Source organism: Nocardiopsis potens DSM 45234 (assembly GCF_000341105.1).
GTDB classification, from domain to species: Bacteria; Actinomycetota; Actinomycetes; order Streptosporangiales; family Streptosporangiaceae; genus Nocardiopsis_A; species Nocardiopsis_A potens.
On sequence record NZ_ANBB01000027.1, the window covers coordinates 85,364 to 110,379 of the forward strand.

The 25,016-nt window shown below is 74.7% G+C and carries 22 protein-coding genes; 14 read left to right on the forward strand and 8 right to left on the reverse strand.

What is annotated here, in order from left to right; genetic code table 11:
• The first annotated feature begins 73 nt into the window (after positions 1 to 73).
• Positions 74 to 580 (forward strand): DUF7144 family membrane protein, encoded by a 507-nt coding sequence (locus tag D459_RS0110805; RefSeq protein WP_017593023.1) that lies wholly within the window; start codon positions 74 to 76, stop codon positions 578 to 580.
• A 73-nt stretch (positions 581 to 653) separates the two neighbouring features.
• On the opposite strand, the gene D459_RS34255 is transcribed toward D459_RS0110805, so the two are convergent.
• The gene (locus tag D459_RS34255; RefSeq protein ID WP_017593024.1) at positions 654 to 983 is read right to left on the reverse strand and encodes a DUF397 domain-containing protein; all 330 of its coding nucleotides are present in this window, start codon (positions 981 to 983) and stop codon (positions 654 to 656) included.
• A gap of 11 nt (positions 984 to 994) precedes the next feature.
• Entirely contained in the window at positions 995 to 1,837 is an 843-nt protein-coding gene (locus D459_RS0110815; protein WP_017593025.1) for a Scr1 family TA system antitoxin-like transcriptional regulator, read from the reverse strand.
• 171 nt (positions 1,838 to 2,008) lie between these two features.
• On the opposite strand from D459_RS0110815, the gene D459_RS0110820 reads away from it, so the two are divergent.
• Both D459_RS0110820 and D459_RS0110825 read left to right on the forward strand, forming a co-directional pair.
• Entirely contained in the window at positions 2,009 to 2,527 is a 519-nt protein-coding gene (locus tag D459_RS0110820; protein ID WP_026120272.1) for an ATP-binding protein, read from the forward strand.
• Between the two features lie 226 nt (positions 2,528 to 2,753).
• Positions 2,754 to 3,266: a hypothetical protein gene (locus D459_RS0110825; RefSeq protein ID WP_026120273.1), complete on the forward strand. Its 513-nt coding sequence runs from the start codon at positions 2,754 to 2,756 to the stop codon at positions 3,264 to 3,266.
• Positions 3,267 to 3,578: 312 nt separating this feature from the next.
• On the opposite strand, the gene D459_RS35380 is transcribed toward D459_RS0110825, so the two are convergent.
• Both D459_RS35380 and D459_RS0110830 read right to left on the reverse strand, forming a co-directional pair.
• Positions 3,579 to 4,643, reverse strand: a complete 1,065-nt coding sequence (locus tag D459_RS35380; protein ID WP_152522946.1) for a pentapeptide repeat-containing protein — start codon at positions 4,641 to 4,643, stop codon at positions 3,579 to 3,581.
• 598 nt (positions 4,644 to 5,241) lie between these two features.
• Positions 5,242 to 6,669 (reverse strand): amidase, encoded by a 1,428-nt coding sequence (locus D459_RS0110830; protein ID WP_017593027.1) that lies wholly within the window; start codon positions 6,667 to 6,669, stop codon positions 5,242 to 5,244.
• 251 nt (positions 6,670 to 6,920) lie between these two features.
• Here D459_RS0110830 and D459_RS0110835 point away from each other — a divergent pair, with 251 nt between their 5' ends.
• Complete coding sequence (locus tag D459_RS0110835) at positions 6,921 to 7,529, forward strand: helix-turn-helix domain-containing protein (RefSeq protein WP_017593028.1); 609 nt, start codon at positions 6,921 to 6,923, stop codon at positions 7,527 to 7,529.
• A 125-nt stretch (positions 7,530 to 7,654) separates the two neighbouring features.
• Here the strand turns inward: D459_RS0110835 and D459_RS35825 are convergent, their stop codons facing one another.
• Complete coding sequence (locus D459_RS35825; protein WP_017593029.1) at positions 7,655 to 7,795, reverse strand: hypothetical protein; 141 nt, start codon at positions 7,793 to 7,795, stop codon at positions 7,655 to 7,657.
• 164 nt (positions 7,796 to 7,959) lie between these two features.
• On the opposite strand from D459_RS35825, the gene D459_RS0110845 reads away from it, so the two are divergent.
• From D459_RS0110845 to D459_RS0110885, 9 genes are all read left to right on the forward strand, one after another.
• Positions 7,960 to 9,498 (forward strand): serine hydrolase domain-containing protein, encoded by a 1,539-nt coding sequence (locus D459_RS0110845; RefSeq protein ID WP_017593030.1) that lies wholly within the window; start codon positions 7,960 to 7,962, stop codon positions 9,496 to 9,498.
• A 1,695-nt stretch (positions 9,499 to 11,193) separates the two neighbouring features.
• Positions 11,194 to 12,408 carry an NAD(P)/FAD-dependent oxidoreductase gene (locus D459_RS0110850; protein ID WP_051065401.1) on the forward strand — a complete coding sequence of 405 codons (1,215 nt, stop codon included), beginning with the start codon at positions 11,194 to 11,196 and terminating at the stop codon, positions 12,406 to 12,408.
• 158 nt (positions 12,409 to 12,566) lie between these two features.
• The gene (locus D459_RS36535; protein WP_017593032.1) at positions 12,567 to 12,836 is read left to right on the forward strand and encodes a (2Fe-2S)-binding protein; all 270 of its coding nucleotides are present in this window, start codon (positions 12,567 to 12,569) and stop codon (positions 12,834 to 12,836) included.
• Between the two features lie 70 nt (positions 12,837 to 12,906).
• Positions 12,907 to 14,280 (forward strand): FAD/NAD(P)-dependent oxidoreductase, encoded by a 1,374-nt coding sequence (locus tag D459_RS0110860; protein ID WP_017593033.1) that lies wholly within the window; start codon positions 12,907 to 12,909, stop codon positions 14,278 to 14,280.
• Between the two features lie 44 nt (positions 14,281 to 14,324).
• Complete coding sequence (locus D459_RS0110865; protein WP_017593034.1) at positions 14,325 to 15,245, forward strand: dihydrodipicolinate synthase family protein; 921 nt, start codon at positions 14,325 to 14,327, stop codon at positions 15,243 to 15,245.
• 1 nt (position 15,246) lies between these two features.
• Positions 15,247 to 16,248, forward strand: coding sequence for a proline racemase family protein (locus tag D459_RS0110870; RefSeq protein WP_017593035.1), 1,002 nt, complete (start codon positions 15,247 to 15,249; stop codon positions 16,246 to 16,248).
• Positions 16,249 to 16,542: 294 nt separating this feature from the next.
• Positions 16,543 to 18,021, forward strand: a complete 1,479-nt coding sequence (locus D459_RS0110875) for an alanine/glycine:cation symporter family protein (RefSeq protein ID WP_017593036.1) — start codon at positions 16,543 to 16,545, stop codon at positions 18,019 to 18,021.
• Positions 18,022 to 18,097: 76 nt separating this feature from the next.
• Positions 18,098 to 19,651 carry an aldehyde dehydrogenase family protein gene (locus tag D459_RS0110880; RefSeq protein ID WP_026120276.1) on the forward strand — a complete coding sequence of 518 codons (1,554 nt, stop codon included), beginning with the start codon at positions 18,098 to 18,100 and terminating at the stop codon, positions 19,649 to 19,651.
• A 227-nt stretch (positions 19,652 to 19,878) separates the two neighbouring features.
• The gene (locus tag D459_RS0110885; protein ID WP_017593038.1) at positions 19,879 to 20,286 is read left to right on the forward strand and encodes a DnaJ family domain-containing protein; all 408 of its coding nucleotides are present in this window, start codon (positions 19,879 to 19,881) and stop codon (positions 20,284 to 20,286) included.
• Positions 20,287 to 20,525: 239 nt separating this feature from the next.
• Here D459_RS0110885 and D459_RS33590 read toward each other — a convergent pair whose 3' ends face one another.
• Together D459_RS33590 and D459_RS0110895 are read right to left on the reverse strand one after the other, a co-directional pair.
• Positions 20,526 to 20,945 carry a hypothetical protein gene (locus D459_RS33590; RefSeq protein WP_020380124.1) on the reverse strand — a complete coding sequence of 140 codons (420 nt, stop codon included), beginning with the start codon at positions 20,943 to 20,945 and terminating at the stop codon, positions 20,526 to 20,528.
• A 121-nt stretch (positions 20,946 to 21,066) separates the two neighbouring features.
• On the reverse strand, positions 21,067 to 21,465 hold the full coding sequence (locus tag D459_RS0110895) for a cupin domain-containing protein (protein ID WP_020380125.1): 399 nt from the start codon (positions 21,463 to 21,465) through the stop codon (positions 21,067 to 21,069).
• Between the two features lie 52 nt (positions 21,466 to 21,517).
• On the opposite strand from D459_RS0110895, the gene D459_RS0110900 reads away from it, so the two are divergent.
• Entirely contained in the window at positions 21,518 to 22,504 is a 987-nt protein-coding gene (locus tag D459_RS0110900) for a GlxA family transcriptional regulator (protein WP_026120277.1), read from the forward strand.
• A 1,736-nt stretch (positions 22,505 to 24,240) separates the two neighbouring features.
• Here the strand turns inward: D459_RS0110900 and D459_RS37340 are convergent.
• Positions 24,241 to 25,005: a helix-turn-helix domain-containing protein gene (locus D459_RS37340; RefSeq protein ID WP_017593042.1), complete on the reverse strand. Its 765-nt coding sequence runs from the start codon at positions 25,003 to 25,005 to the stop codon at positions 24,241 to 24,243.
• Positions 25,006 to 25,016 lie beyond the last annotated feature (11 nt).

The following is a 25,016-nucleotide window of genomic DNA, read 5'->3' on the forward strand; positions in this document are numbered from 1 at the left end:
CCGCCGCCGGTGCCCCGGCCCCGGCGGGAGCGGCCGGGGAGAGGGAACGGGAGTAGGGAGCGGAGGGAACGAGATGGGCGGATGGCGGGTGTTCGCCTCCTGCATGCTGATCTTCGCGGGGGCGGTCAATCTCCTCCAGGGGATGGTGGCGTCGTTCAATCCCGGCTTCTACACGGCGCCGGACGGGGAGATCCTGGTCTTCGACTACGCCTGGTGGGGGGTCTCCCTGGCGGTGTGGGGCGCGGTGCTCCTGCTGGCGGGGTTCGCGGCGCTGTCCGGGCGGATGTGGGCGCGCGCGGTGGGCGTGGTAGCCGCCGGGCTGAACGCGTTCGCGCAGCTCGCGTTCTTGGAGGCCTACCCGGTGTGGTCGGTGGTGGCCCTCGTCGTCGACGGCCTGGTGGTCTACGGGCTGACCGCCGGATGGCGCGACAGGGAAGCGGCGGTGCCCCGGATCGACTCCGAGCGCGAGGCCTACCGGTCCGGCCACCGGGACGCCGACGAGGCCCCGGTGCCCGGGGACGAGACGCGTGAACCGGAGCGCCCGCTGCACTTCGGCCGGCACGAGCAGGGGTTCGGCTGATCGGACGCGGGTGATGGGCGGCCGCCCTCGGAGGTTCGGCGGCCGCCCGAGCAGGGGTTCGGTGGTGAAGGCGTCAGAAGGCGTCGCGCTTGGCGGCGTCGAGGAAGGCCCGCCACTCGGGGGAGGGGAAGAGGAGCGCCCCGAGGTCCCTGTGCTTGGTGTCGCGCATGGCGCTCACCCGGGGGGCGTCGGCGACCTCCACGCAGTCCTGGCCTTCGGCCTGGCTATAGGTGGACTTGCGGAACGCCGAGCTTGCCGGGAAGGCGGCGACTTCCACGCAGTTGTTGCTGTTGGCGTTGGTGTAGCTGGACGTACGCCATGCCGGGCTCGCCGGGAGAACGGCGATCTCGACGCACTCTCCGCGGTCTGTGCTGTAGCTGGACTTGCGGAAGACCGCTTCCATGGGCCTCTCCTTCAGAGCTGCGTTGCCAGGTGCTTCAGGCGTTCTCGGGACTGGGGGACCGAAAGCGCGGATGCATGTACATGGTCGTAGAGCAAGCTATAGCGCTGGTGATCTTGCCGGGTCTCCAGGTACAGCCCGTCCGTCGCAGTCTCCACGTGGACGACAGGCGGGTCTTCCGGGAACTCCAGAAGCACGAAGTGCCCAGTAAGACCTGCGTGGGCGCCTGCGGAGAACGGCAGTACCTGAAGGTGAACGTTTTCGTGCTCCTGGCCGACGGTCAGCAGGTGTTCGAGCTGCTCACGCATCACCTTGGGGCCACCGACAGGGCGAACGAGGGCGGCTTCATCGATGATCGCCCAGAGGCGGGGAGGATGGTCCGCGCTCAAGATCTGCTGGCGCTCCATTCGGATGGCCACTCTGCGCGCGATGACATCCTCTTTGGTGCCGAACCCGCGCATGAGAGCTTCCGCATAGGCGGAGGTCTGAAGGAGACCGGGTACGACCCCGAGCTGAAAGGTCCGGATGACCGACGCCTCGGCCTCCAGGCCGATGTAGGTCCCGTTGCCCAGCAGGTCATCGTGCGCCGCCCACCAGCCCTTCTGGCGTGATTGGCGGGCCAGCTCGATCAGTGCCTCCCGGCGGCTCCCGTCTTCGACCTTGTACAGGTCGAGCAGGTCCTTGATGTCACGGGGGTTGGGACGTTTCCACTCGTTCCGCTCCATCCGGGTGATCTTGCTGGTGTCCCATTCGAGCTGCTTCGCGGCCTGGCTGGCGGTGAGCCCCGCGGTTTCGCGGAGTCGGCGCAGTTCGAGACTGAGCCGCCGTCGGCGGACTGTCGGGCTGTACCTCGGCATGGGGGTCATCCTTCCAGTCGTTGGGTCGGTACTCAGAGTGCAATTGGGATTTCGAGGTGCATAGTACACGCATTGCGATTTGCGTATTGCGATTTAGGTTCGACGCAGGCAGTCTATGGGCACTGGTCGTACTCGCGCCATCACTCGGCGCGCGAACCCCCTGGGGGCACCATGTCCGCTACTTCCGAGACCTCCCGCAGCGCATGGCCGTTCCACTCGGTGCGCTGGGAGCCGCGCGTCTACCCCGGCCGGCTGAAGCAGGCCTCCCGGGTCCGCGCGCACATCCGCCGTGACCTCGCCGGGTTCCCCGACGACACCGTCGGCACCCTCCAGCTCTGCTGCTCCGAGCTCTTCGCCAACGCCGTCAGCTACACCGCCTCCGGCGAAGAAGGCGGCGAGGTCGTCCGCCGCCTCTGCCTGCACCGCCCCGACACCCTCCGCCTGGAGGTCACCGACGGCGGCTGGACCGACCGCCGCCCTGCCGTCCCGGACGACCGCAGCGACCGCGACTGGGCCACCGCCGAAGGCCAGCGCGGCCTCCTCCTGGTCACCGCCTGTGCCACCGAGTGGGGCTACTTCCAGGTCGTCCCGCACCCCGGCCTCAACCTGGGCCTCCGCGTCTGGGCCGACTTCCCCGTCGACCCCGGCCGCGTCCCCGCCGGCCTGGAGCGCTACATCTTCGCCCACTGAACACCGGGCGATCCAGACGCCGCGGCCGCCCCGGGAGGAGCACCCCGGTGGGCGGAGAGAAGAGGTACCGGTGCCGCGTTCGAGGGGGCGGCACCGGCACCGATGGGGAAGTCCCCGCCGGACGGACGGGTGGGGGCGGCCGCGGCTCTACCTCTCACGACCTCTCACGACCCCTCGCGAACTCACCGCCACTTCTATGCCCCACCGGGCAGGAAGAAGCCAACCGATGGACCCGTCAACCAGGAAGACCACCACCGGCGCCCCCGCGCACACCGCAGCCGAGGCCGCGTCCGCCACCGAACCCCGCCCGGACCTGCGCGCGGTCCTGGCGGCGCCCAGGGGGCAGCGGTTCAGCCGTCCCCGCCGCTACGCCCGGCCCCTCCCGCCGAACCGCCCCGAGCGGCGCACCACCCTGGAGCCCCCGGCGCCCGGCCCGGCCGAGCGCGGCGCCCTCCCGCCGTGGCTCTCCCAGCTGAGAACCGAACTCGCCCCCGAAGCCCGCGCCGCCGCCCCGCACGCCGGCCCCGTGCGCACCGCCCGCCGGTCCAGCCCGTCGTCCCGAATGCCTCCCGCGCGCCCTGCACCCGCTCGGCGCCTAGTAGCCGGCCGTGACCGCCGACGCCCCCGCCGTCCGCGTCGCTGGACCGGCCCGCGCTTCATCGGCTGCGAGACCGTGCCCTACACCTGCACCATCCTGGGCATGCTGCTGGCCGCCTACCTTCTCGGCCTCCTCGGCTGAGAGCACCGAGAGGGCATGCGGGCCCGGTGGAGGCATCCCCCCGCCGGGCCCGCGTTCGGAGGCGATCGGGTTCTCGAGCTCCGCGGCTGATTCAAAGTCGCCACCGCTGAGCCTCCATGTGCTGGGGCGGGAAAGCCGTCGAGGCGAGACTTTGAAACACCCCTGTCGGAACTCCGCCGGAAAATCGGACACAGGCCGCCTGGCGGCGCCTCTCTTCCCGGCACATATCGAGCAGCTGGCGTCCTTCCTCTCCTCAGAGCTTACGCACCGATGATCTGCCTGTCGCGCTCGAGAGTGTCTCGATGAAGAGCATCAAATGTGCGATCTCTTGAGTGTTCCCGGAGGTGGAAGAGAATCTTCTTCTCGGGGCGCCGGCCATCGCCGTGTTCTTTCCCTGTTTTTGTAGGGGCGGGGATCGCTATCCCAGTCGACTGCCCAGCCTGGAATCTTGACCCCGGATCCGTATACCGCGACGGGAGCGAAAGAGGGGGTCGTCTTAAATTTTGCCCCAGTGAAATCGATTTCCATTTCAAGGGCGGTGTGCGCGACGCAGATGTCTCCGGTGAATTCTGTGTTGCGAAAATTTGAGATCGATACAGAGCGTGAGGACATTGACATGTCCCGGATCTTCGCCCCTTGAAATTCAAGTCCAGACATGTCGGATTCTTCGAATCGAATGCGATCGTTCAAGTGGGTGTTCGTGAAGTTGGCGGATCGAATTTCGCATTCCCTGATCGTGATGGGGCCAGTGAATCGGGCGCCGCGAAAATCTGCTCCCTCGAGTGTTATTCCATTCAAATCCAGCGAAGGAATGACCGCTCCGGCTAGATTCCAAGAGTGCTTTCCCCAGTCTTTGGGGGTGCGTATGTATCCTTGGCGTTGGATGTACTGTATTTCTGGGTAGAGATAAGGGTTGTCGGGGAGGTGGCGGATCAGAATTTCTATGGCTGTTCGACGCTCGTCGCATGCGGCCGGCCAGGCCGGGTCGAAAGGAGTCTCATTTTCTGGAGCGGGTACGGCTACGCCGTCTGGAAGGGGGCGGCGGAGGAATGAGCACAGGACTTGGACAATGGGTGATCGCCAACGCGGGTATTCATCCGCAATGCTTCCCAGGGAAGCCAGTGCTCCTTGTCGTGAAGTCGCATGCTCGGACTCGAGTAGGTTGAGCGCGGAAACGTATATTTCATTTATTCGGGGCTCTTCGGCGTCTTGCTGATTTAGTTCTGCGATGCGTCGGTCATGTAGGTGGATGTATTCTTGATGTTGTTGTTTTCGGGCGGCCAAGAGAACGGTGAGTGCTGCACCGGTCGCCCCGCCTACCGCGAGTCCGGCCTTGATCGCGTCCAACTGCTGGCCGGGTTCCGCGACGGAGAGCATCCAAGTTGTACTCGCCCACGTCGAGAACGCCACTGCGGCGGTTCCGCCGAGGACCCACCAGCGCGAAAACGGGTAGAGGGAACCTGCGGGGCGGGATCGTTCTCTCCAAATTAGAACACCATGGACCACCAACAGAGTGCCGGCCAGAGCTGTGAACCAGGGGATGGGAACTGAACGTATCAGCTCCTGCGCCGGTCCCCACAAGTGATCTAGTGCCCATAGGATGAAAAGAAATCCAATAAAAAATATAATGGGTAAGCGAACCCATTTCGTGAAGCTGGAGGCTGGGGATGGGATTTCGCTGAAAAGTGCGGCGCCTTCCTGGTGTAGGCGCCTTGCTCGATGTGAAGCGAGGTTGTCATTGAATGGATTGTATCTACGCAAATCTCACCGCCGACCTTGTTGATCTCCGATATTGAACTCTACTGTCTTTATGTGGGGTCGCCGAAAAGGTATCCTCATTTTAGCTTTCCCTTGGCGTGTAGGGGGAAAGGGACGTGTGGCCAGTGCAGAGCCGCGGCCGGTTCGAAACCGTCGGCAGTGGAGAAACCAGCCGGGGTGCGGTCCCGAGAAGGCCTCGATCCGACCTCTCCCGGGATCAGTCCAGCGGCGGGCGGCGCCGGCCGTGGCCGGTCGCCGCCTCGAAGGCGGCCGCACGGCCGAGCAGGGCGCGCTCGCCGCGGGGCGGGCCGACCAGCTGTACCCCGACCGGCAGCCCGCCCGGGGTGAACCCGCCGGGCACCGAGACCGCCGGGCAGCCGGTGGCGCTCACCCAGTAGCAGGAGGCCATCCAGCCCAGGTAGTCCGGCATCGGGACGCCCGCCACCTCCGCCGGGTATTCCAGGTCGGCGTCGAACGGCGCGACCTGGCTCACCGGCAGCAGCAGCACGTCGAACCGCTCGAAGAACGCGCGGAACCGGTGGTAGAGCCCGGTGAGCGCGACCTGGGCCCGGCCCACCTGTCCGCCGGTCAGCGCCGAGCCCTGGGCGGCGTTGGCCGCCACCGCCTCCTTGACCCGGCCGGGGTGGGCGTCGATCAGGTCGCCGAGCAGCAGGTGGAACCGCCAGGCGCGCAGGGTGCGGAAGGCCTCCTCGGCGCCGGAGAAGTCCGGACGGACCTCCTCCACCGAGGCGCCGAGCCGCTCCATCACCCGACCGGCCTCGGCGGTCACCGCCGCCACCTCGGGCTCGACCGGCAGGGCGCCGCCGAAGTCCGGGGCGAGCGCCGCCCGCACCCCCGCCAGACCGGCGTCCGGTACCTCGGCGAACGGCGCCCCGGGGTCCCCCAGCGCGGTCGGCGTCCGCGGGTCCGGCCCGGCGATCACCGACAGCAGCAGCGCGGCGTCGGCGACGGTCCGCCCCATCGGGCCGGGCGTGCCCAGGGGATCCCACAGCAGCGGCGCCGGCCAGGCCGGGACCCGCCCCGGGGTCGGCCGCAGCCCCACCACGTTGCAGAACGACGCCGGGTTGCGCAGCGAGCCGCCCATGTCGGAACCGTCGGCGATCGGGTGCAGCCCGGCGGCGAGCGCGGCCGCCGCCCCGCCGCTGCTGCCGCCCGCCGACCGGGACGTGTCGTAGGGGTTGCGGGTGGTGCCGAACACCGGGTTGAAGGTGTGCGAGCCCGCGGCGAACTCCGGGACGTTGGTCTTGCCGACGACGATCGCGCCGGCCGCGCGCATCCGCTCCACGATGAGCGCGTCGGCGCCGGGCACGTGCTCGGCGAAGACCGGCGAGCCGTGCGTGGTGCGCAGCCCCGCGGTGTCGTGCACGTCCTTGACCGCCACCGGCAGCCCGTGCAGCGGGCCCGGGGCGGCGCCGCGCGCCAGCCGCTCGTCGGCGGCCGCGGCCTCCTCCATCGCCCGGTCCGCGCACCGGGTGACGACCGCGTTGATCAGCGGATCGACCGCGTGGATCCGGTCCAGGTGCGCCCGCACCGCCTCGCGGGCCGACACCTCGCGCCCGCGCAGCAGCCGGGCCAGCTCGACGGCGTCGGTGTAGTGCAGCGGGTCCGGACCGGTGTCGCTCACGGGGGCTCCGTTCTCTCCGGGGAGGGTGCGCCCTGCGGTGGCCCGGGCCACCGCAGGGACGGGGGATTCCTACCCGCGGACCGGCGGAGAACCGGCGTCCGGCCGGCCTGTGCCGGAAACGCCCACTACGGCCGCACGGGCACGGGCGTTGTACATTTCAGTGAACGCTCTGCGGGGCGGTGCGGAAGCGGGCGGTGCGCCGCCCGGGTCGGGTCGGGCCCCGAGGGGCGGAAGACGGAAGAGGTGCTGCGGTGGTCCGCGAACGGAGCGGCCGGGTGCTCGCGGCCAACCTGCGGGTGCTGCGGGAGAAGGCGGGGCTGTCGCTGTCGGAGCTGGCCCGCCGGTCGGACATCGCCAAGGGGACGCTCTCCCAGCTGGAGTCCGGCTCAGGCAACCCCACCCTGGAGACGGTGTTCAGTCTGTCGAACGCTCTGGAGGTGCCGGTCTCCTCGCTGCTGGCCGAGCACGGCGACCCCGACGCCGTCCTGGTCCGCTCCGCCGACGTGGAGGAGTTCAGCGGGGACGCCGTCGACCTGCGGATGCTGCGCCGCCTGGACCTGTCCGATGCCACCTTCGAACTGTACGACCAGCGCATCCGCCCGGGCGAGGAGCAGCACTCCGACGGCCACCCCGGGCGCGAGCACCACATCGTCACCCGGGGCGTGCTCCGGCTGGGTCCGGTGGACGCCCCCTACGAGCTGCACCCCGGCGACTACGTGTGCTTCTCCGCCGACCGCCCGCACTCCTACGCGGCGCTGGGGGAGGAGACCGTCACCTCGGTCCTGCTGCTCGAATACCCGGCGGGCCCGGCCCTGCACGGCCGGGGCTGCTCGGCGGCGGGGCGCACCCGCCGGGGCTGAACCGCGCGGCCCGGGCCCGGGGCCGCTCCGCCGAGGGGTCGGGGAGGAAGGCCGCACGGGCCGGGCCCGCCGCACCGCCCCGGGGGAGGGGGGCGGCGCGGAACGCTTCCGCTACCGGGCGGCGCCTAGTTGTCGCACATGATCACCAGATAGCAGACGGTGATCACCCTGTCCCACTTGTCGGCGGCGGCGGGGGCGGCGGTCAGGCCCACCAGGGCCGCGGACAGGGCGAACGCGGCGGTGGTGCGGGCCAGGAAGCGCGCCATGACGGCAATCTCCTCACTTTTGGCAATGGAATCGTCACTTATTGTTGCAGATTTGCGGAGGGGGCGGTCCCGCTACACGGAATCGGCGGCCCGCCCGGCCATGGGGTGCAGGGCGGCGCGGGGGCGGCTCCGCCGCTCTCCCGGGCGGGCCTAGGGTGGCGAGAGTGCCGATATCCCAGACCTTCCCGTTCCTTGCCCCCTGTTCCCCCCGTTCCCCGCGCCCGCCGCGCACCGGGCGCCCGGCCGCCGCCGCGTGCGCCGCGCTCCTCGCCGCCGCGACCGTTCTGCCCGGTGCGCCGGCCGCCTCGGCCGCCGACGAGGCGAAGGCGCTCCCCTCCGCGATCGACGCCCTCGTACAGGAGTACCGGGACGCCGCCGGCGTGCCCGGTGTCGCGGTGGCCGTCACCCGGGGCGCGGAGACCGTGCACGCGGCCGGCTACGGCACCACCCCCGTCGGCGACCCCGTCACCGCGGACACCCCGATGGCGATGGCCTCGGTCAGCAAGTCCTTCACCGCGGCGGCGGTGCTGCAACTGGTCGAGGCCGGCGAGGTCGACCTCGACGAGCCGGTCCGCACCTACCTGCCCGAGTTCGAGATGGCCGACCCGCGCGCCGAGCGGATCACCGTGCTCCAGCTCCTCGACCAGACCTCGGGCATGTCCGACACGACCTTCCCCGCCTTCACCCGGGAGCAGCCCGAGGACCTGCGCGAAGCGGTGGCGAGCATGCGCACCGGGCGGCTGGCCGCCGACCCGGGGGAGCGGCACGAGTACCACAACCCCAACACGCAGGTCGCCGCGCGCCTGGTCGAGGCGGTCGCGGGCAGGCCGTTCGCCGAGCAGCTGCGGGCGGGGGTCTTCGAACCGCTCGGCATGGAGAACAGCACCACCATCGACACCGACCGGGACCTGCCGCCGAGCGCGCACGGGCACCTCAAGGCCTTCGGGGCGCCGGTCGCGGCCCCCGAGCCCCGCGCCTTCGGCAACGGCTCCGGCGGCGTGATCAGCACCGCCGACGACATGGCGGCCTGGCTGATCGCGCAGAACAACGGGGGGAAGGGGGCCGGCGGCGCCCGGATCGCCTCGGCGGAGAGCATCGAGCGGATGCACACCCCCTCGCCGAACTCCGGCTCCTACGCGCTGGGCTGGTCGGTCGGGGAGACCCCGTCGGGGGCACCGGTGATCGCGCACGGCGGGGACCTGTTCACCTCGACCGCCTACCAGGCGCTGCTGCCCGAGTCCGGCCACGGCGTCGCGGTGATGGCCAACACCGGCATGGCCTACGGGGACGCCCAGGCCATCGCCGACGCGCTGATCACGCTGATCGAGGAGGAGGAGGCGCCCGCGCCGCCGTCGCAGGCCGCGCTCGTCTGGACCGACGTGCTGCTCACCGCCCTGGCCGCCGGCGCCGCCGCGGCGGCCTGGTTCGGCGCGCGGCGCGCACCCCGCTGGGCGCGCCTCCGGGCGGGCAGGCCGCTCGGAGCGGCGCTGCGGCTGCTGCCGCTGGCCCTGCCCCCGCTGCTCTTCGCCGAGATCCACCGGGTCGTCGGCTTCCTCTTCCGGGGCCGCGACGTGGCCTGGATCCAGGTCTCCTACCTCTACCCCTCGTTCATGCTGCTGCTCGGCGCGGCGGCACTGGCCTGCGCGGTCGTCGCCGCCGCCCGCATCGCCTCCCTGGTCCGGAACCGGGCGCGGCGGGACTGACCCGAGCAGGGCGCCTCCCCTGCTGAAAGGCTGCCGGATGTGCAGGCGACTCCGCACGGCGACAGCGGCCGACCCACCTCACCCGGGTGGGGAGCGAGAGTTCAAGCGGGCGGCGACGGCAGCGGTAGGGGCGGGGTTGGGCGCCTCACCCGGGCGCGGCGCCTCGCGGGGCGGGGGTTCAGACCGGCGGCGAGGGCGGGAGGGAGGCGTGCCGGCCGGTCGGTTCGGCGCGGGGCCTCGCGGAGTGGAGGTTCAGGCGGGCGGCGACGGCCAAGGAGGGGCCGAGGTCCGGCGCCTCACCCGGGCGCGGCGTCTCACGGGGCGAGGGTTCAAACCGGCGGCGACGGCGCAGGTAGGAACCGGGCCAGGCGCCCCACCCGGGCGCGGCGCCTCGCGGAGCGAAGGTTCAAGCGGGCGGCGAGGGCGGGAGGGGGACCGGCCGGTCGGTCGGCGCGGCGCCCCACGGAGCGGAGGTTCAAACGGGCGGCGACGGCAGCGGTGGGGCGGGGCGGAGGCGGCCGCCCGGGCGCGGCGCCCCGGCGGTGCGGGTGGGCCCGCCCGAGCCGAGCAGAGTGGCCTTATCCCCTATGCCGGGTTCGCGGCAGGGAACAGGCAGGGGCGGGGGCGGCCTGCGCACCGCGAGAGCACCCCGATTACATCTACCAGCGAGTAGTAGCCCCCAGGCCCCCACCACCCCCTCCCCGGTCACCCAGAGTGGCCAAAGCGGGGCCTCTCGGGAGGGCAAAAGCGACATCTCGCCCTCACTCCTGCCTCTCCTGGGTTTCGGCCCCCTGCATCCCGGCCTTGCGGGCGGCTCGAACCCCTCACCACCGGCCCGACCGAGGCGATCCGGGCCTCTCGGGGGCCGATCCGGCCCAGGGTGCGCGCCCGGGAATCACCGGGGGGCTCTCGCGGTGCGCAGGGCGCCCCACCCCACCATCACCGTGGGTATTCACCCAGGTCAGAGAGGTGCAGCGGTTTCAGAGGCGGCCGGCCCCGGCGCCCGGGCGGCGCGGGCACGGCCACCCCGCCACCCCGGCCCGCCCCGACCACTACCGCCCTGCTCTGCCGCACCCGACCGACCGGCCGGTCCCCACCGCCGCCCTCGCCGCCCGCTTGAACCCTCACCCCGTGAGGCGCCGCGCCCGGGCGATCGCCTCCGCCCCGCCCTCACCGCTTCCGTCGCCGCCCGCTTGAACCTGCACTCCGTGGGGCGCCGCGCCCGACCGACCGGCCGGTCCCCACCGCCGCCCTCGCTGCCCGCTTGAACCCCGACCTCGTGAGATGCCGCGCCCGGGTGGGGCGCCGGGCCCTGTCCCTGCCTACGCCGTCGCTGCTGTCTTGGCCTTCGCTCCGCGAGGCGCCGCGCCTGACCGACCGGCCGGTCCTCCCCTCGCCCTCGCTGCCCGCTTGAACCCCGACCCCGTGAGGCGCCGCGCCCGGGCGATCGCCTCCGCCCCGCCCCCACCTGCGCCGTCGCCGCCCGCTTGAACCTGCACTCCGCGACGTGCCGCGCTTGGGCGACCGCCTTCACCCTGGCCCTTCGGTCGACTATTCGTTCGTCAACATGAACGGTCGGACCCATCGTGGTGCCGCTTCGGGGCGGTAGATGCCCTTTGAAGTGGCGCATTTGCCTCGCAATCAGGCATTGACGTGACCGGCGTCTCATGACTAACCTCGCAGTCGTTCAGTTAAATGAACGCAAGTGAGGGGTGGTGCGGCGTGCAGGGGCATCCGGACGTCGTGGTGGTGGGAGCGGGAGTGATCGGCGCGGCCTGCGCCGAAGCGCTCAGCGCCGCCGGTCTACGGGTGACCGTGGTCGACCGGGGCGCGCCCGCCTCCGGCACCACCGCGGCCGGCGAGGGCAACGTCCTCGTCTCGGACAAGGAGCCCGGCCCCGAGCTGGAGCTGGCCAAGGCCTCCCGGCGGCTCTGGCCCGAACTCCTGGCCGGCCTCGCCGAGGAGATCGGCCCGCAGGCATCCGAGGCCGAGTGGGAGCCCAAGGGCGGCCTGGTCGTCGCCACCGGCGGGGAGTCCGCCGCGCCGCTGGCCGACTTCGCCGCAGGCCAGCGCGCCGCCGGCGTCCGCGCCGAGGAGATCGCCCCCGACGCCGCCTTCGACCTGGAGCCGCACCTGACCCGCGCGGTCACCGCCGCCGTGCACTACCCCGACGACGCCCAGCTCCAACCGGTGCTCGCCGCCGCCGCGCTGCTCGCCGCGGTCCGCGCCCGGGGCGGCCGGGTCCGGCCCGGCACCGAGGCCCTTGGCGTCGAGCGCACCGCCGCCGGCGGGGTCGCCGGGCTGCGCACCGGCGCCGGGACCATCCCGTGCGGGGCGGTGGTGAACGCCTGCGGCCCCTGGTCCGGGGAGTTCTCCGCGGCCGCCGGAGCCCCGGTCGACGTCCGGCCGCGCCGCGGCATGGTGCTGGTGACGGCCCCGCTGCCGCCCGGCACGGTGCGCCGCAAGGTCTACGACGCCGACTACGTGGGCGCGGTCGCCAGCGACGGCGCCGACCTGCAGACCTCCACCGTGGTGGAGTCCACCCGCGCCGGGACCGTGCTCATCGGCTCCAGCCGGCAGCGCGCCGGCTTCGACGACACCGTCCGCGTCGACGTGCTGCGCGCCGTCGCCGCCAAGGCCGCCGCGCTCTTCCCGGTGCTCGCCCGGGTCCCGGTGATGCGCGCCTACGGCGGGTTCCGCCCCTACGCCCCCGACCACCTCCCGGTCATCGGCCCCGACCCGCGGTTGCCCGGCCTGTGGCACGCCACCGGCCACGAGGGCGCCGGCATCGGACTGGCCGCGGCCACCGGAAGGCTTCTCGCCGACCTGTTCACCGGCGCCCCGCCGGTCCTCGACCCGGCCCCCTTCCGGGCCGACCGCCCGGCCCTGACCGCAGAGGCGGTGTCCTGATGCCGGGCCCGGAGCGGGCGGGAGAGGCGGGCGCCCCCCGCAGCCGGCCGCGATCGGGAGAGGTCCCGGAGAAGACGGCCCGGCCGGCCGGGCCGCCCTTCCACGCAGACGGCGCGGCCCGGCGCGGCCGACCACACCGACGAAGTGAGGAGCGCCCCGTGGGCGAGGTGCTGAAGATCAGGGTGGACGGCGAAGAGGTCGCCGCCGAGCCCGGCCAGACCGTGGCCGGAGTGCTGCTCGGGATGGGGCGCCGGTCCTGGCGCACCACCCGGGGCGAGGGCAGGCCGCGCGGCGTGTTCTGCGGAATCGGCGTCTGCTTCGACTGCCTGGTCGTGGTCAACGGGGTGCCCGACGTGCGGGCCTGCCGGCGCCGGGTCGCCGACGGCGACGACGTCCGCGCCCAGCACGGGGCGGAGCTCCCCTCCTGACCCTCCCCGCCCCGCGGGAGCCCCGAACCCTCCCCGGCCGAAGCCGGGGCACCGATGAAGGAGGAACCGGATGAGCCGCGAGACCGCCCGCGTCGCCGTGGTCGGCGCCGGGCCCGCCGGGCTGGCCGCCGCCCGCGCCGCCGCCGCGGCCGGGGCCGGCGTCCTGCTGATCGACTCCGAACCCGCCCCCGGCGGCCAGTACCTGCGCCGCGACGCCCTCGCCGACGCCGCCGGGACCGCGCGCCGGGACCGGGCCACCGCGCTTCCCGCCGGCACCGAGCACCTGCCCGACACCTCCGTCTGGGCCGTCGAACCCGCCCCCGGCGGCGGGCGCCGGCTGCACCTGCGCACCGGCCCGGCCGACGCCCCCGGGCGGCGCGGGCGCACCGTGGACGCGGCCGCCCTGGTCCTGGCCACCGGCGCGCACGACCGCGCACTGCCGTTCCCCGGCTGGGACCTGCCCGGCGTCTTCACCGCCGGCGCCGCCCAGGCGCTCGCCAAGGAGCAGCGGATCGCGGTGGGCCGCCGAGTACTGCTCTCCGGGACCGGCCCGTTCCTGCTCCCCGTCGCCCGCTCGCTGATCGGCGCCGGCGCCCGGGTGGCCGCCGTGCTGGAGGCCGGCGAACCGGTCACCGGCTGGCTGCGCGACCCCGCCGGGCTCGCCGCCGGCACCGGCAAGCTCGGCGAACTCGCCGGCCACCTCGCCCTGCTGGCCCGGCACCGCGTCCCCTACCGGCCGCGCACCGCCGTCGTGGCGGCGCACGGCGACGGCGCCGTGCGGGCCGCCACCACCGTCCGCCTGGACCCGGACTGGAACCCGGTCCCCGGCACCGAGCGGACCGTCGAGGCGGACGCGGTCTGCGTCGGCTTCGGCTTCACCCCGCGCACCGAGCTCGCCGTCGCCGCCGGCTGCGCCATGGCCGGCGGGTTCGCCGAGGTCGGCGCCGCCCAGGCCACCTCGGTGCCCGGGGTGTTCGCCGCCGGGGAGCTCACCGGCATCGGCGGCGCCGACCTGGCCGCGGCCGAGGGAGAGGTCGCCGGGGCGGCCGCCGCCCGGCTGCTCGGGTTCGCCGCCCGCCCGCCGCTGCGCGCGCTGCGCCGGGTCCGCCGCGGCCGCAGGTTCGCCGCCGCGCTCGCCGCCGCCCACCCGGTCCGCCCCGGCTGGCAGGGCTGGCTCCGCGACGACACCCTCGTCTGCCGGTGCGAGGAGGTCGGCCGGGCCGAACTGGTCGAGGCGGCCCGCGCCCGCCAGGCGGTCGGCACCCGGTCGCTGAAACTGGCCACCCGGGTCGGCCTGGGCCCCTGCCAGGGCCGGATCTGCGCCCGCAACGCCGCCGAACTGGTCGGCGACCCCGCCCTCGCGGACGGCTTCGCCCGCCGCCCGATCGCCGCCCCGATCCGCCTCGGCGAACTGGCCGAGGACCCCCGGACCGCCGCCCCATGACACCACCGCGGCCGTGCACCGCCCCTACCGACAAGGAGCCCCCGATGACCGAAGAGAGACTGGACGGCGTCATCGTCGCCACCGCGCTGCCCTACGCCGAGGACCCGGCGGCGCCCGCCGGGCTCCGCGTCGACCTGGACCGCTACGCCGAGCACTGCCGCTGGCTGGTGGAGAGCGGCTGCCGCGGCGTCGGCCCCAACGGCTCCCTCGGCGAGTACTCCTCGCTGACCGCCGAGGAGCGGCGCGCCGTGGCGCGCACCGCGATCGAGGCGGTCGGCGGCGACGGCGTCGTCGTGGTCGGCGTGCACGGCGTCGGCGCGCACCAGGCCCGGGAATGGGCGGAGAAGGCCGCCGAGGACGGCGCCGACGGCGTGCTGTGCCTGCCGCCGACCATGTACCGGGCCAACGACGCCGAGGTGGTGCACCACTTCGAGCAGGTGGCCGCGGCCGGCCTGCCGGTGATGGCCTACAACAACCCGATCGACACCAAGGTCGACATGAAACCGGAACTGGTCGCCGAGATCGCCGCGATCGACAACGTCGTCGCGGTCAAGGAGTTCTCCGGAGACGTCCGCCGGGTGCTGGAGCTGCGCGAGCGCGCCCCCGGCCTGAACGTGGTGGCCGGCGCCGACGACGTCGCCCTGGAGGCGCTGCTGATGGGCGCCACCGGCTGGTTCGCCGGGTTCCCCAACGTCTTCCCCGCCGAGTCGGCCCGCCTCTACGAGCTGGCGCTGGCCGGGAAACTGGAGGAGGCCCGGGCTCTGTACGAGCCGCTGGTCGCCGCGTTCCGCTGGGACTCGCGCACCGAGTTCGTGCAGGCCATCAAGCACGGCATGGACATGGTCGGCCGGTACGGCGGGCCGTGCCGGCCGCCGCGCGGCCCGCTCGCTCCGGACGCGCTGGCCGCCTTGGAGGCCGACATGCGCCGCGCCATCGACCACCTCACCGCGAACCCGGCGGCCTGACATGCGCGCCGCACGCTACTTCTCCGCGGTCGACTCGCACACCGAGGGCATGCCGACCCGGGTGATCACCGGCGGCGTGGCCCCCGTGCCCGGGGCGACCATGGCCGAGCGCCGCACCTACTTCGCCGAGCACCTGGACCACATCCGCGAGCTGCTGGTCAACGAGCCGCGCGGGCACCCGGCGATGAGCGGGGCGATCCTGCAGCCGCCGCTCCACCCCGACGCCGACTGGGGCGTCATCTACATCGAGGTCTCCGGCTGCCTGCCGATGTGCGGGCACGGCACCATCGGGGTGGCCACCGTGCTGGTGGAGACCGGGATGGTGGAGGTCACCGAGCCCGTCACCCGAGTCCGGCTGGACACCCCCGCCGGGCTGGTCACCGCCGAGGTCGCGGTGGAGGACGGCCGCGCCGCCGCGGTCACCATCCGCAACGTCCCGTCGTTCTCCCTGGAGCTGGACGCCTCGGTGCACGTCCCCGGCCTCGGCGAGGTCGGCTACGACATGGCCTACGGCGGCAACTTCTACGCCGTGGTCTCCGCCGAGAAGCTGGGCATCCCCTTCGAGAAGTCCGCCAAGGACGAGATGATGCGGGCCGGCCTGGCGATCATGGCGGCGGTCAACGAGCGGAACCGCCCCGTCCACCCCGCCGACCCGGACATCTCCGGGTGCAAGCACGTGCAGATCACCGCGCCGGGCCGGGACGGATCCGACGCCCGCAACGCGATGGTCATCCACCCGGGCTGGTTCGACCGGTCGCCCTGCGGCACCGGCACCAGCGCCCGGATGGCCCAGCTGCACGCGCGCGGCGAACTGCCGCTGGGCCGCGACTTCACCAACGAGTCGCTGCTGGGCACCCGGTTCATCGGGCGCCTGGTGGAGGAGACCGAGGCCGGCGGAGTGCCGGCCGTGGTGCCCACGGTGACCGGCAGCGCCTGGATCACCGGCATGGGGCAGTACCTCCTCGACCCCCGGGACCCGTTCCCCCGGGGCTTCACCCTGTAGGCGCGGGGCGGCCGCGCGCCGCCCCGCCGCTCCCCGGCCCCGCCCCGCGGGCCGCCGATCCCCGTCCCCGGCGCCCGGGCGCCGACCGCGCCCCGCGGCCGCCCCGGACGGGCGGGCGGCCGCCGGGCGGGGCCCGACCGGGCGGACCCGCGCGTCCCCGCGGGCCACCGCCACCGGCGCCGACGCGGCGCCGCATCCCCCCACCGGGCCCCGCGCAGCGCGGCGCCCGGGCGCGCCCGACCGCGCCCGCCGCCGGCCCGGGGCCCTCCCTCGGACGACCGAGAGCTGGTCCGAATGGAAATCCTCGTCACGATCAACGACTGGCTGTGGAACCCGCTGGTGGTGCTCGCCCTCGGGCTGGGCCTGGTCCTCACCGTGCTCACCAGGGGAGTGCAGTTCCGGCTGCTGCCCGAGGCGGTCCGCCAGATCCGCGCGGGCAAGAGCGGCGGCCGGGACGCCGAGGAGGGCGTCTCCTCCTTCCAGGCGCTGATGCTCACCCTGTCCAGCCGGGTCGGCGTGGGCAACATCGCCGGCGTGGCCACCGCGATCGCGGCCGGCGGCCCCGGCGCGCTGGTCTGGATGTGCGTGATGGCGCTGCTCGGCGGCGCACTCGCGTTCATCGAATCGACCCTCGCCCAGATCTACAAGCGGAAGGCCGACGGCCGGTTCCGCGGCGGCATCCCCTACTACATCGAGCGCGGGCTCGGCCTGAAACCGCTGGCCACGGCCGCGGCGCTCACCGCGCTCACCCTCTACGGGCTGCTCGCCCCCGGCGTCCAGGCCAACAACATCACCGCCGCGGTGCACACCGCCACCGGCACCGACCCGTGGATCACCGGTGCCGTCCTCACCGCCGCCTTCGGCTACGTGGTCTTCGGCGGGCGCAAGCGCATCGTGGCCGTCGCCGACACCCTGGTCCCGGTGATGGCGGCGGGCTACCTGCTGGCCGCCGTCGCGGTGCTGGCCGCCAACGCCCCGGCGCTGCCGGGCGCCGCGATGCTGGTCCTGGGCAGCGCCTTCGGCACCGACGCGGTGTTCGGCGGGATCGTCGGCGCCGCCGTCGCCTGGGGCGTGCGCCGCGCCCTGTTCTCCAACGTGGCCGGCGTCGGCGAGGGCACCTACGGGGCGGCCGCCGCCGACGTCTCGCACCCGGTCAAGCAGGGGCTGGTGCAGGCATTCTCGATCTACATCGACACCCTGCTGGTGTGCACCGCCACCGGCCTGATGATCGTGGTCACCGGCAGCTACAACGTGCGGACCGAGGACGGGCGGACGCTCGCCGAGCACCTGCCCGGCACCGAGGCCGGCCCGGCCTTCACCCAGGAGGCGGTCAGTTCGGTGCTCCCCGGGGCGGGGCCGCTGTTCGTCGCCGCCGCGATCACCCTGTTCGCGTTCACCACCCTGGTCGCCTTCTTCTACATCGCCGACACCAGCCTGGCCTACCTGACGCCGCGCCCCGCCGCCCGGACCGCCCTGCGGCTGGCGATGACCGCGGTGACCATGTACGCCTCGGTGCAGTCCGCCGACCTGATCTGGGCCGTCGGCGACGTCGGCTACGCCTCGCTGGCCTGGGTCAACATGGTCTGCCTGATCTTCCTGGCCCGGCCGGCCCTGGCCGCGCTGCGCGACTACGACGCCCAGCGCCGCCGCGGCCTGGACCCGGTCTTCGACCCCGAGGCGGCGGGCGTCCGCGGCGCCGACTACTGGAGCGGCGAGGACGCCCCGGCGCACCGAACCGCCCGGCGGCCCGCCGAACCGCCCCGCGAACCGTGACCACCGCGCGGCGGCCCCGCCCCGGGGCCGCCCCCTCCCCGGCCGGAACCGGCCGGGGCACCCGACAAGGAGCACGATGACCAGCGCAGACGAAAGGACGGGGGCGCCCGTGGCCGCCGAGACCGGCATCGACCCCCGTACCGCCCGGCCGATCGGGGAACCGGTGCCGCTCTCCGCCCCCGCCGAGGCCGAGGCGGCCGCGCGGGCCGCCGCGCGGGCGGCCCCCGCCCTGGACCGGGCCGGCCGGGCGTTCCGGGCCGACCTGCTGCGGGCCGCCGGGGAGGCGCTGGAGGCCCGGCGCGCCGAGATCGTCCGGACCGCCGACGGGGAGACGGCGCTGGGCGCCGACCGGCTGGGCGGCGAGCTGACCCGGACCGTGCACCAGGCCCGGCACTTCGCCGAGGTGCTGGAGGAGGGGTCCTACCTGGAGGCGGCGATCGACCGGGCGGGCGGCACCCCGCCGGGGCCGGACCTGCGGCGGATGCTGGTGCCGATCGGCCCGGTCGCGGTGTTCGGGGCGGCCAACTTCCCGCTGGCGTTCTCGGTGCCCGGCGGCGACACGGTGTCGGCGCTTGCCGCGGGCTGCCCGGTGGTGGTCAAGGCGCACGAGTCGCACCCGCGGACGTCGCGGCTGGCGTTCGAGGCGCTGGCCGGGGCGGCCGAGCGGGCCGGGGCGCCGGAGGGGGCGCTGGGGCTGGTGCACGGCCGGGAGGCCGGGGCGGCGCTGGTGGCCGACCCGAGGATCAGGGCGGTCGGGTTCACCGGGTCCGCGGCGGGCGGCCGGGCGCTGATGGACATCGCCGCCGCCCGGCCGGACCCGATCCCGTTCTACGGGGAGCTGTCCGGGATCAACCCGGTGGTGGTCACCGAGGGCGCGGCGCGGGCGCGCGCCGCCGGGATCGCGGCCGGGCTGCTCGCCTCGGTGACCGGCTCCGGCGGACAGCTGTGCACCAAGCCGGGGCTGGTGTTCGTGCCGGCCGGGCCGGACGGCGACGCGCTGGTGGAGGCGGTGCGCGCGGGCTTCGCCGAGGCGGGGGAGGCGGTGCTGCTCAACGCCGGCGTGCGCGCCTCCTACCTGGCGGCGGCCGAGCGGCTGGCCGGGCTGCCGGGGATGCGGCTGCTCGCCGCCGGGCGGGACGGGCAGGGGGCGGAGGGCTTCCGGGCCGGGGCGCGGCTGCTGTCGGTGCCGGCCGGCCGGTTCGGCGCGGAGGCGGCCGAGGAGTGCTTCGGGCCGCTGACGGTGCTGGTCCGCTACGCGGGGGCGGAGGAGCTGGCGGCGGCGCTGGACCGAGTGCCGGGGTCGCTGGCGGCGGCGCTGCACTGCGACGGGGAGGCGGAGGCCGGGGCCGCCGCCGAGCTGGCCGGGGTGCTGCGGGAGCGGGCCGGGCGAGTGGTGTTCGGCGGGTTCCCGACCGGGGTGCGGGTGTCGTGGGCGCAGACGCACGGCGGCCCGTGGCCGTCGGCGAGCGCCCCGCACAGCTCGGTGGGGGCGAGCGCGATCCGGCGGTTCCTGCGCCCGGTCACCTGGCAGGACGCACCGGAATGGGCGCTCCCGGCCGAGCTGCGCGACGGCCCGGCGGACGTCCCGCGCCGGATCGACGGCCGCCTGGCCCCGGCCCGGGACCGCTGACGGGAGAAGGGGGCGGGGAAGCGCCCCGTCTCCCGCCTTCCCCCCTCCGCGCTGATGCCGGCGGCACCCGGTGGCCGCTCGGAGACCGTTCGGAGGTCGTTCGGAGGCCGCGCGGTGGCGCCGTGCGGTGGCGCCGTGCGGCCCCGGCCGGACGGCGTTCCCGGGCGGAGTTACCGTCGTGGTGAGGGGCGGGGCGCCCCGCCCGCCGGCAGGGGAGGAGAGCGGCCGTGACCGAGCGCAAGCCCGCGGGGATGGAGTTCGAGAGCTGGGTGGACAAGATGATCCGCGAGGCGACCGAGCGCGGTGAGTTCGACGACCTGCCCGGCGCCGGCAAGCCCATCCCGGACATCGACCGGCCCCGCGACGACCTGTGGTGGGTCCGCAAGAAGGTGCAGGAGGAGGGGGTGGCGCCGCTGCCCCGCGCGCTCCAGGTGCGCAAGGAGGCCGAGGAGGCCCGCGCGGCGGCGGTCGGCGCCCGCACCGAGGCCGAGGCGCGGCGGATCATCGAGGAGATCAACGAGACCATCACCGAGACGGTGAAGACGCCCCAGTCGGGCCCGGCGCTGAACATGATGCCGTTCGACGTGGAGCAGGTCCTCGCCGAGTGGCGGGAGCGCAGCGGGCGGGGCCGCTGAGCGGTGGTCGCGACGCTGCGACTCCGTCAGGGCGCGTCGACGGGGCCGCAGCGCCGAGACCGTCGTGTCGGTGACGGCCTCCGCCGGGTCCGCCACGGGGAAGGGGCCGGTCGGGTGGAGCGGACGCTTGAACCCCGTCGGCGACCCGGACGGGGCCAGGTCCGGGGTGCCGGGAGGGGCCGGTAGGGGTGCCGATGCCGCCCGTGCCGGTCGGCTTTCTGCGACGCGCCGCCCCGGTGCTACCCGGCCAGGTGGCGGAGGGCGATCAGGACCGCCACCGCGCTCAGGACCACGATCGGCACGCCGATCAGGATGCCCGCCAGGGTGGCGCGGCCGGGGCGGGGCACCGGGTGGGGTGCCAGGGCGCCCCGGTTGTAGATGGTCAGCGGCGGGGCGTAGTGCAGGAGCAGCGGGTAGGGGGCGGAGGTGTCAACGGTCAGTTCGGCCGTGCCGACCTTGATCCCGTAGTAGGAGCACCAGACCCGCAGCGTGCGGACGCCGGGCGGGACGGGCAGCGGGTTGCTTCCGGCGGACAGCTGCCAGCGGCGCCCGTCGACCTCGGCGATCAGGGGGCAGCCGCCCTTCACTCCGGGGATCGAGGTGGCGTCCACCTGAAGCGTCAGCCGCGGTGCCAGCGGTCCGGTCCACTGCGGTTGCACGGCCCCTCCATCACCCGGTATGCGGCTTTCCGTATATTTCCTCCGACATTGTGCCGTACGGGAGCGGTGGAGCGGGAGGGACGTCCGGAACCGGCCGTTCCGGCGGCTCCGGACGGTCCGGTCAGTCCAGCGGGCGGCCGGTGGTGGCGTGCACGTGCTCCGGGACGGGGTCGTGCCGGTCGCCGACGGTGCTGGTGCCGGACGGCTCGAACAGCAGCATCGAGGCGCCGCCGGGCGAGGACGGCCGGTGTTCGACCCCGCGCGGCACGACGAACACCGAGCCCGCGGGCAGGCGCACGGTGTGCTCCGCGCCGCCGGGGCCCTCGCGCAGCGCGATGTGCAGCTCGCCGTCGAGGACGAGGAAGAACTCGTCGGTGTCGTCGTGGGCGTGCCACACGTGCTCGCCGCGGGCCCTGGCGATCCGCACGTCGTAGTCGTTGACGCGGGCGGCGATGCGCGGGCTCCAAGCCTGGTCGAAGCGGGCCAGGGCGGCGCCGAGGTCGATGGGTTCACGGTTCATGCCGGCCATCCTCGCCGGGGTCCGCCACCGGGAGAAGTGATAGGAATCGCCCATGTCGAAAAGATCGTCGCACCGGGTGGCCGCCATCGTCGACGAGGGGTCGAACCCGTTCGAGCTGGGGGTGGCCGCCGAGCTGTTCGGGCTGCGCCGCCCCGAGCTGCCGGTGCCCTGGTACGAGTTCACCGTGTGCGCCCCGGCCCCGCGGGTGCGGATGCACCGCGGCGCCTTCACCCTGTCGGCGACCGGCCTGGAGGCGGTGGAGGACGCGGACACGGTGATCGTGCCCAACCGGCCCGACCCCGAGGCGGGGGCCTCGGCGGCGGTACTGGAGGCGGTGCGCGGCGCGGCGGAGCGGGGCGCACGGCTGGTGAGCCTGTGCACGGGCGCTTTCACCCTGGCCGAGGCGGGGGTGCTGGACGGCCGGCGGGCGACGACGCACTGGCGGTGGGCGGAGGTCTTCCGGGCCCGCCACCCGCGGGTCGACCTCCGCCCCGAGGTGCTCTTCGTCGACGAGGGCGACGTGCTCACCGCGGCGGGCAGCGCCGCGGCCCTGGACCTCTGCCTGTACCTGGTCGAGCGCGACCACGGGGCGGAGGTCGCGGCGTCGGTGTCGCGCCGGCTGGTGTTCTCGGGGCGGCGGGACGGCGGGCAGCGCCAGTTCATCGAGGCCCCGGTGCCGGCGGTCGCGGACCCGTCGCTGCGCCCGGTGCTGGAGTGGGCGCGGGAGCGGGCCGCCGGACCGCTGTCGGTGGCCGACCTGGCCCGGCGGGCGGGGGTGGGGCGGGCGACCCTGCACCGGCGGTTCCGCGCCGAGCTGGGCACCACGCCGCTGGAGTGGCTGACCGCGGAGCGGGTCCGCCTGGCGTGCCGCCTGATCGAACGCGGCGAGCGCGGTGCCGAGCGGATCGCACACCTGTCCGGCCTGGGCACCGGCGCCAACCTCCGGATCCAGATGCGCCGCCGAACCGGCCTGACCCCGACCGCCTACCGGTCCCGATTCGGCCCCTTGCAGGGACAAGTCCCGGGACCGGCCGAGTAGTACGGACGAGCGGCTCTGCCGGGGCGCGGCGCCCCACGGAGCGAGGGGGCAAACGGGCAGCGAAGGCAGGAGGAGGGACCGGCTGGTCGGTCCGGCGCGGCGCCCCACGGGGCGAAGGTCCGAGCAGCGGCGACGGCGTAGGCAGGGGCAGGGCCCGGCGCCCCACCCGGGCGCGGCATCTCACGGGGTCGGGGTTAAGGCGGGCGGCGAGGGCGGCGGTGGGGACCGGCTGGTCGGTCGGGCGCGGCGCCCCACGGAGTGCAGGTTCAAGCAGGCGGCGACGGAAGCGGTGAGGGCGGGGCGGAGGCGATCGCCCGGGTGTCGGGCCCCACAGGGTGAGGGTTCAAACGGGCGGCGAGGGCGGCGGTAGAGCCGGGGTACAGGAGTCGCCCGGGCGCGGCGCCTCACGGGGTGAGGGTCCAAGCGGGCGGCGAGGGTGGCGGTGGGGACCGGCTGGTCGGTCGGGTGCGGCGCCTCGCGAAGCGGGGGTCAAGACGGGCGGCGACGGCGCGGGTGGGGGCGGGGCGGAGGCGGTCGCCCGGGCGCGGTGCCTCGCGGAGTGACGGTTCAGGCGGGCGGCGAGGGTGGGTGGGCGTGCCGGCTGGTCGGTCGGGCGCGGCGCCCCACGGAGTGCAGGTTCAAGCGGGCGGCGACGGCGCAGGTGGGGGCGGGGCGGAGGCGGTCGCCCGGGCGCGGCGCCTCACGGGGTGAGGGGCCAAGCGGGCGGCGAGGGCGGCGGTGGGGACCGGCCGGTCGGTCGGGTGCGGCAGAGCAGGGCGGGAGTGGTCGGGGCGGGCCGGGGTGGCGGGGTGGCCGTGCCCGCGCCGCCCGGGCGGCGCGGCCGGCCGCCTCTGAAACCGCTGCACCTCTCTGACCTGGGTGAATACCCACGGTGATGGTGGGGTGGGGCGCCCTGCGCACCGCGAGAGCACCCCGGTGATTCCCGGGCGCGCACCCTGGGCCGGATCGGCCCCCGAGAGGCCCGGATCGCCTCGGTCGGGCCGGTGGTGAGGGGTTCGAGCCGCCCGCAAGGCCGGGATGCAGGGGGCCGGAACTCGGGCAGGGGCGGCGCGGGGGCGAGATGTCGCTTTTGCCCTCCCGAGAGGCCCCGCTTTGGCCACTCTGGGTGATCGGTGAGGGGGTGGTGGGAGCCTCGGGGGCTACTACTCGCTGGTAGATGTAATCGGGGTGCTCTCGCGGTGCGCAGGCCGCCCCCACTTCCGCCCGTTCCCCGCCGCGAACCCGGCATAGGGGATAAGGCCCCCTGGTTGCTGCGGGCAGGCCCACCCGCACCGCCGGGGCGCCGCGCCCGGGTGAGGCCTGCGCCCCGGCCCTACCCTCGCCGTCGCCGCCGGTTTGAGCCTTCGCCCCGTGGGGCGCCGCGCCGAACCGACCGGCCGGTCCCCACCGCCGCCGTCGCCGCCCGTTTGAACCTCCGCTCTGCGGGGCGCCGCGCCCGGGTGGGGCGCCTGGCCTGGTTCCTACCTGCGCCGTCGCTGCCTGTCTGGACCTTCGCTCCGTGGGGCGCCGCGCTCGGGTGGGGCCTGCGCCCCGGCCCTACCCTCGCCGTCGCCGCCGGTTTGGGCCTCCGCCCGGTGGGGCGCCGCGCCGAACCGACCGGCCGGCCCCCCTCCTCGCCGTCGCCGCCCGCTTGAACCTTCGCTCCGTGGGGTGCCGCACCCGGGTGAGGCGCCCGGCCCCGCCCCTTCCTGGGCCGTCGCCGTTGGCTTGAACCTTCACCCTGTGGGGGGTCGTGTGGCTCCGAGGCCAGGTCGGGTGGCGGCTGTGCGTTCGGCGAGGAGGGCGGCGGGGGTGAGGCCGGACATGCGGCGGACCTCTCGGGTCAGGTGCGGCTGGTCGGCGTAGCCGGCGGTGAGGGCCAGGTCGGCAAGGGGGCGGCCGGGGTCGGCGTCGGCGGCGCGCAGGAACCGCTGCAGTCGGGCGGTGCGCTGCAGGGCGCGGGGGCCCAGGCCGGTGTGGTCGAGCAGGAGCCGGCGGAGCTGGCGCTCGGACAGCCCGACGGCGCGGGCGGCGCCGGCCGCGGTGGCGCCGGGCTCGGACAGGGCGCGCAGCGCGGCGCGCACCCGCGGATCGGGTGGGGCGGCGGGCAGGGCGGGGCGGGCGCCGGACCAGATCTGTTCGGTGAGGCGTTCGGCGTCGGGGCGGGGCAGCAGTGCGTCCAGTGGCAGGTCGGCGTCGCGGACCAGGTGGGCGGGGAGGCCCAGGGCGGGGCCGATGGCGGAGGTGCGCAGCCGCAGGCCGCGGATGCGGGTGTGCGGGGCCAGCAGCGGCACGGCGGGGTCGGCGGTCGGGCCGGCCAGGCGCGCGGCCCCGCCGTCGGTGACGATGAGGTCGGCGCAGGCGTCCGGGAGGACCCGCTGGGGGTGGCCGCCGGGGGCGGCGCCGATGCGCTGCTCCCGCCGGCAGGCGATGAGCGGGTCGGGGCGGCCGGGGCGGTGCTCGGTGTAGACCGAGGCGGGCCCGGTGTCCGCTTCGTTCAAGACGCGCGCCC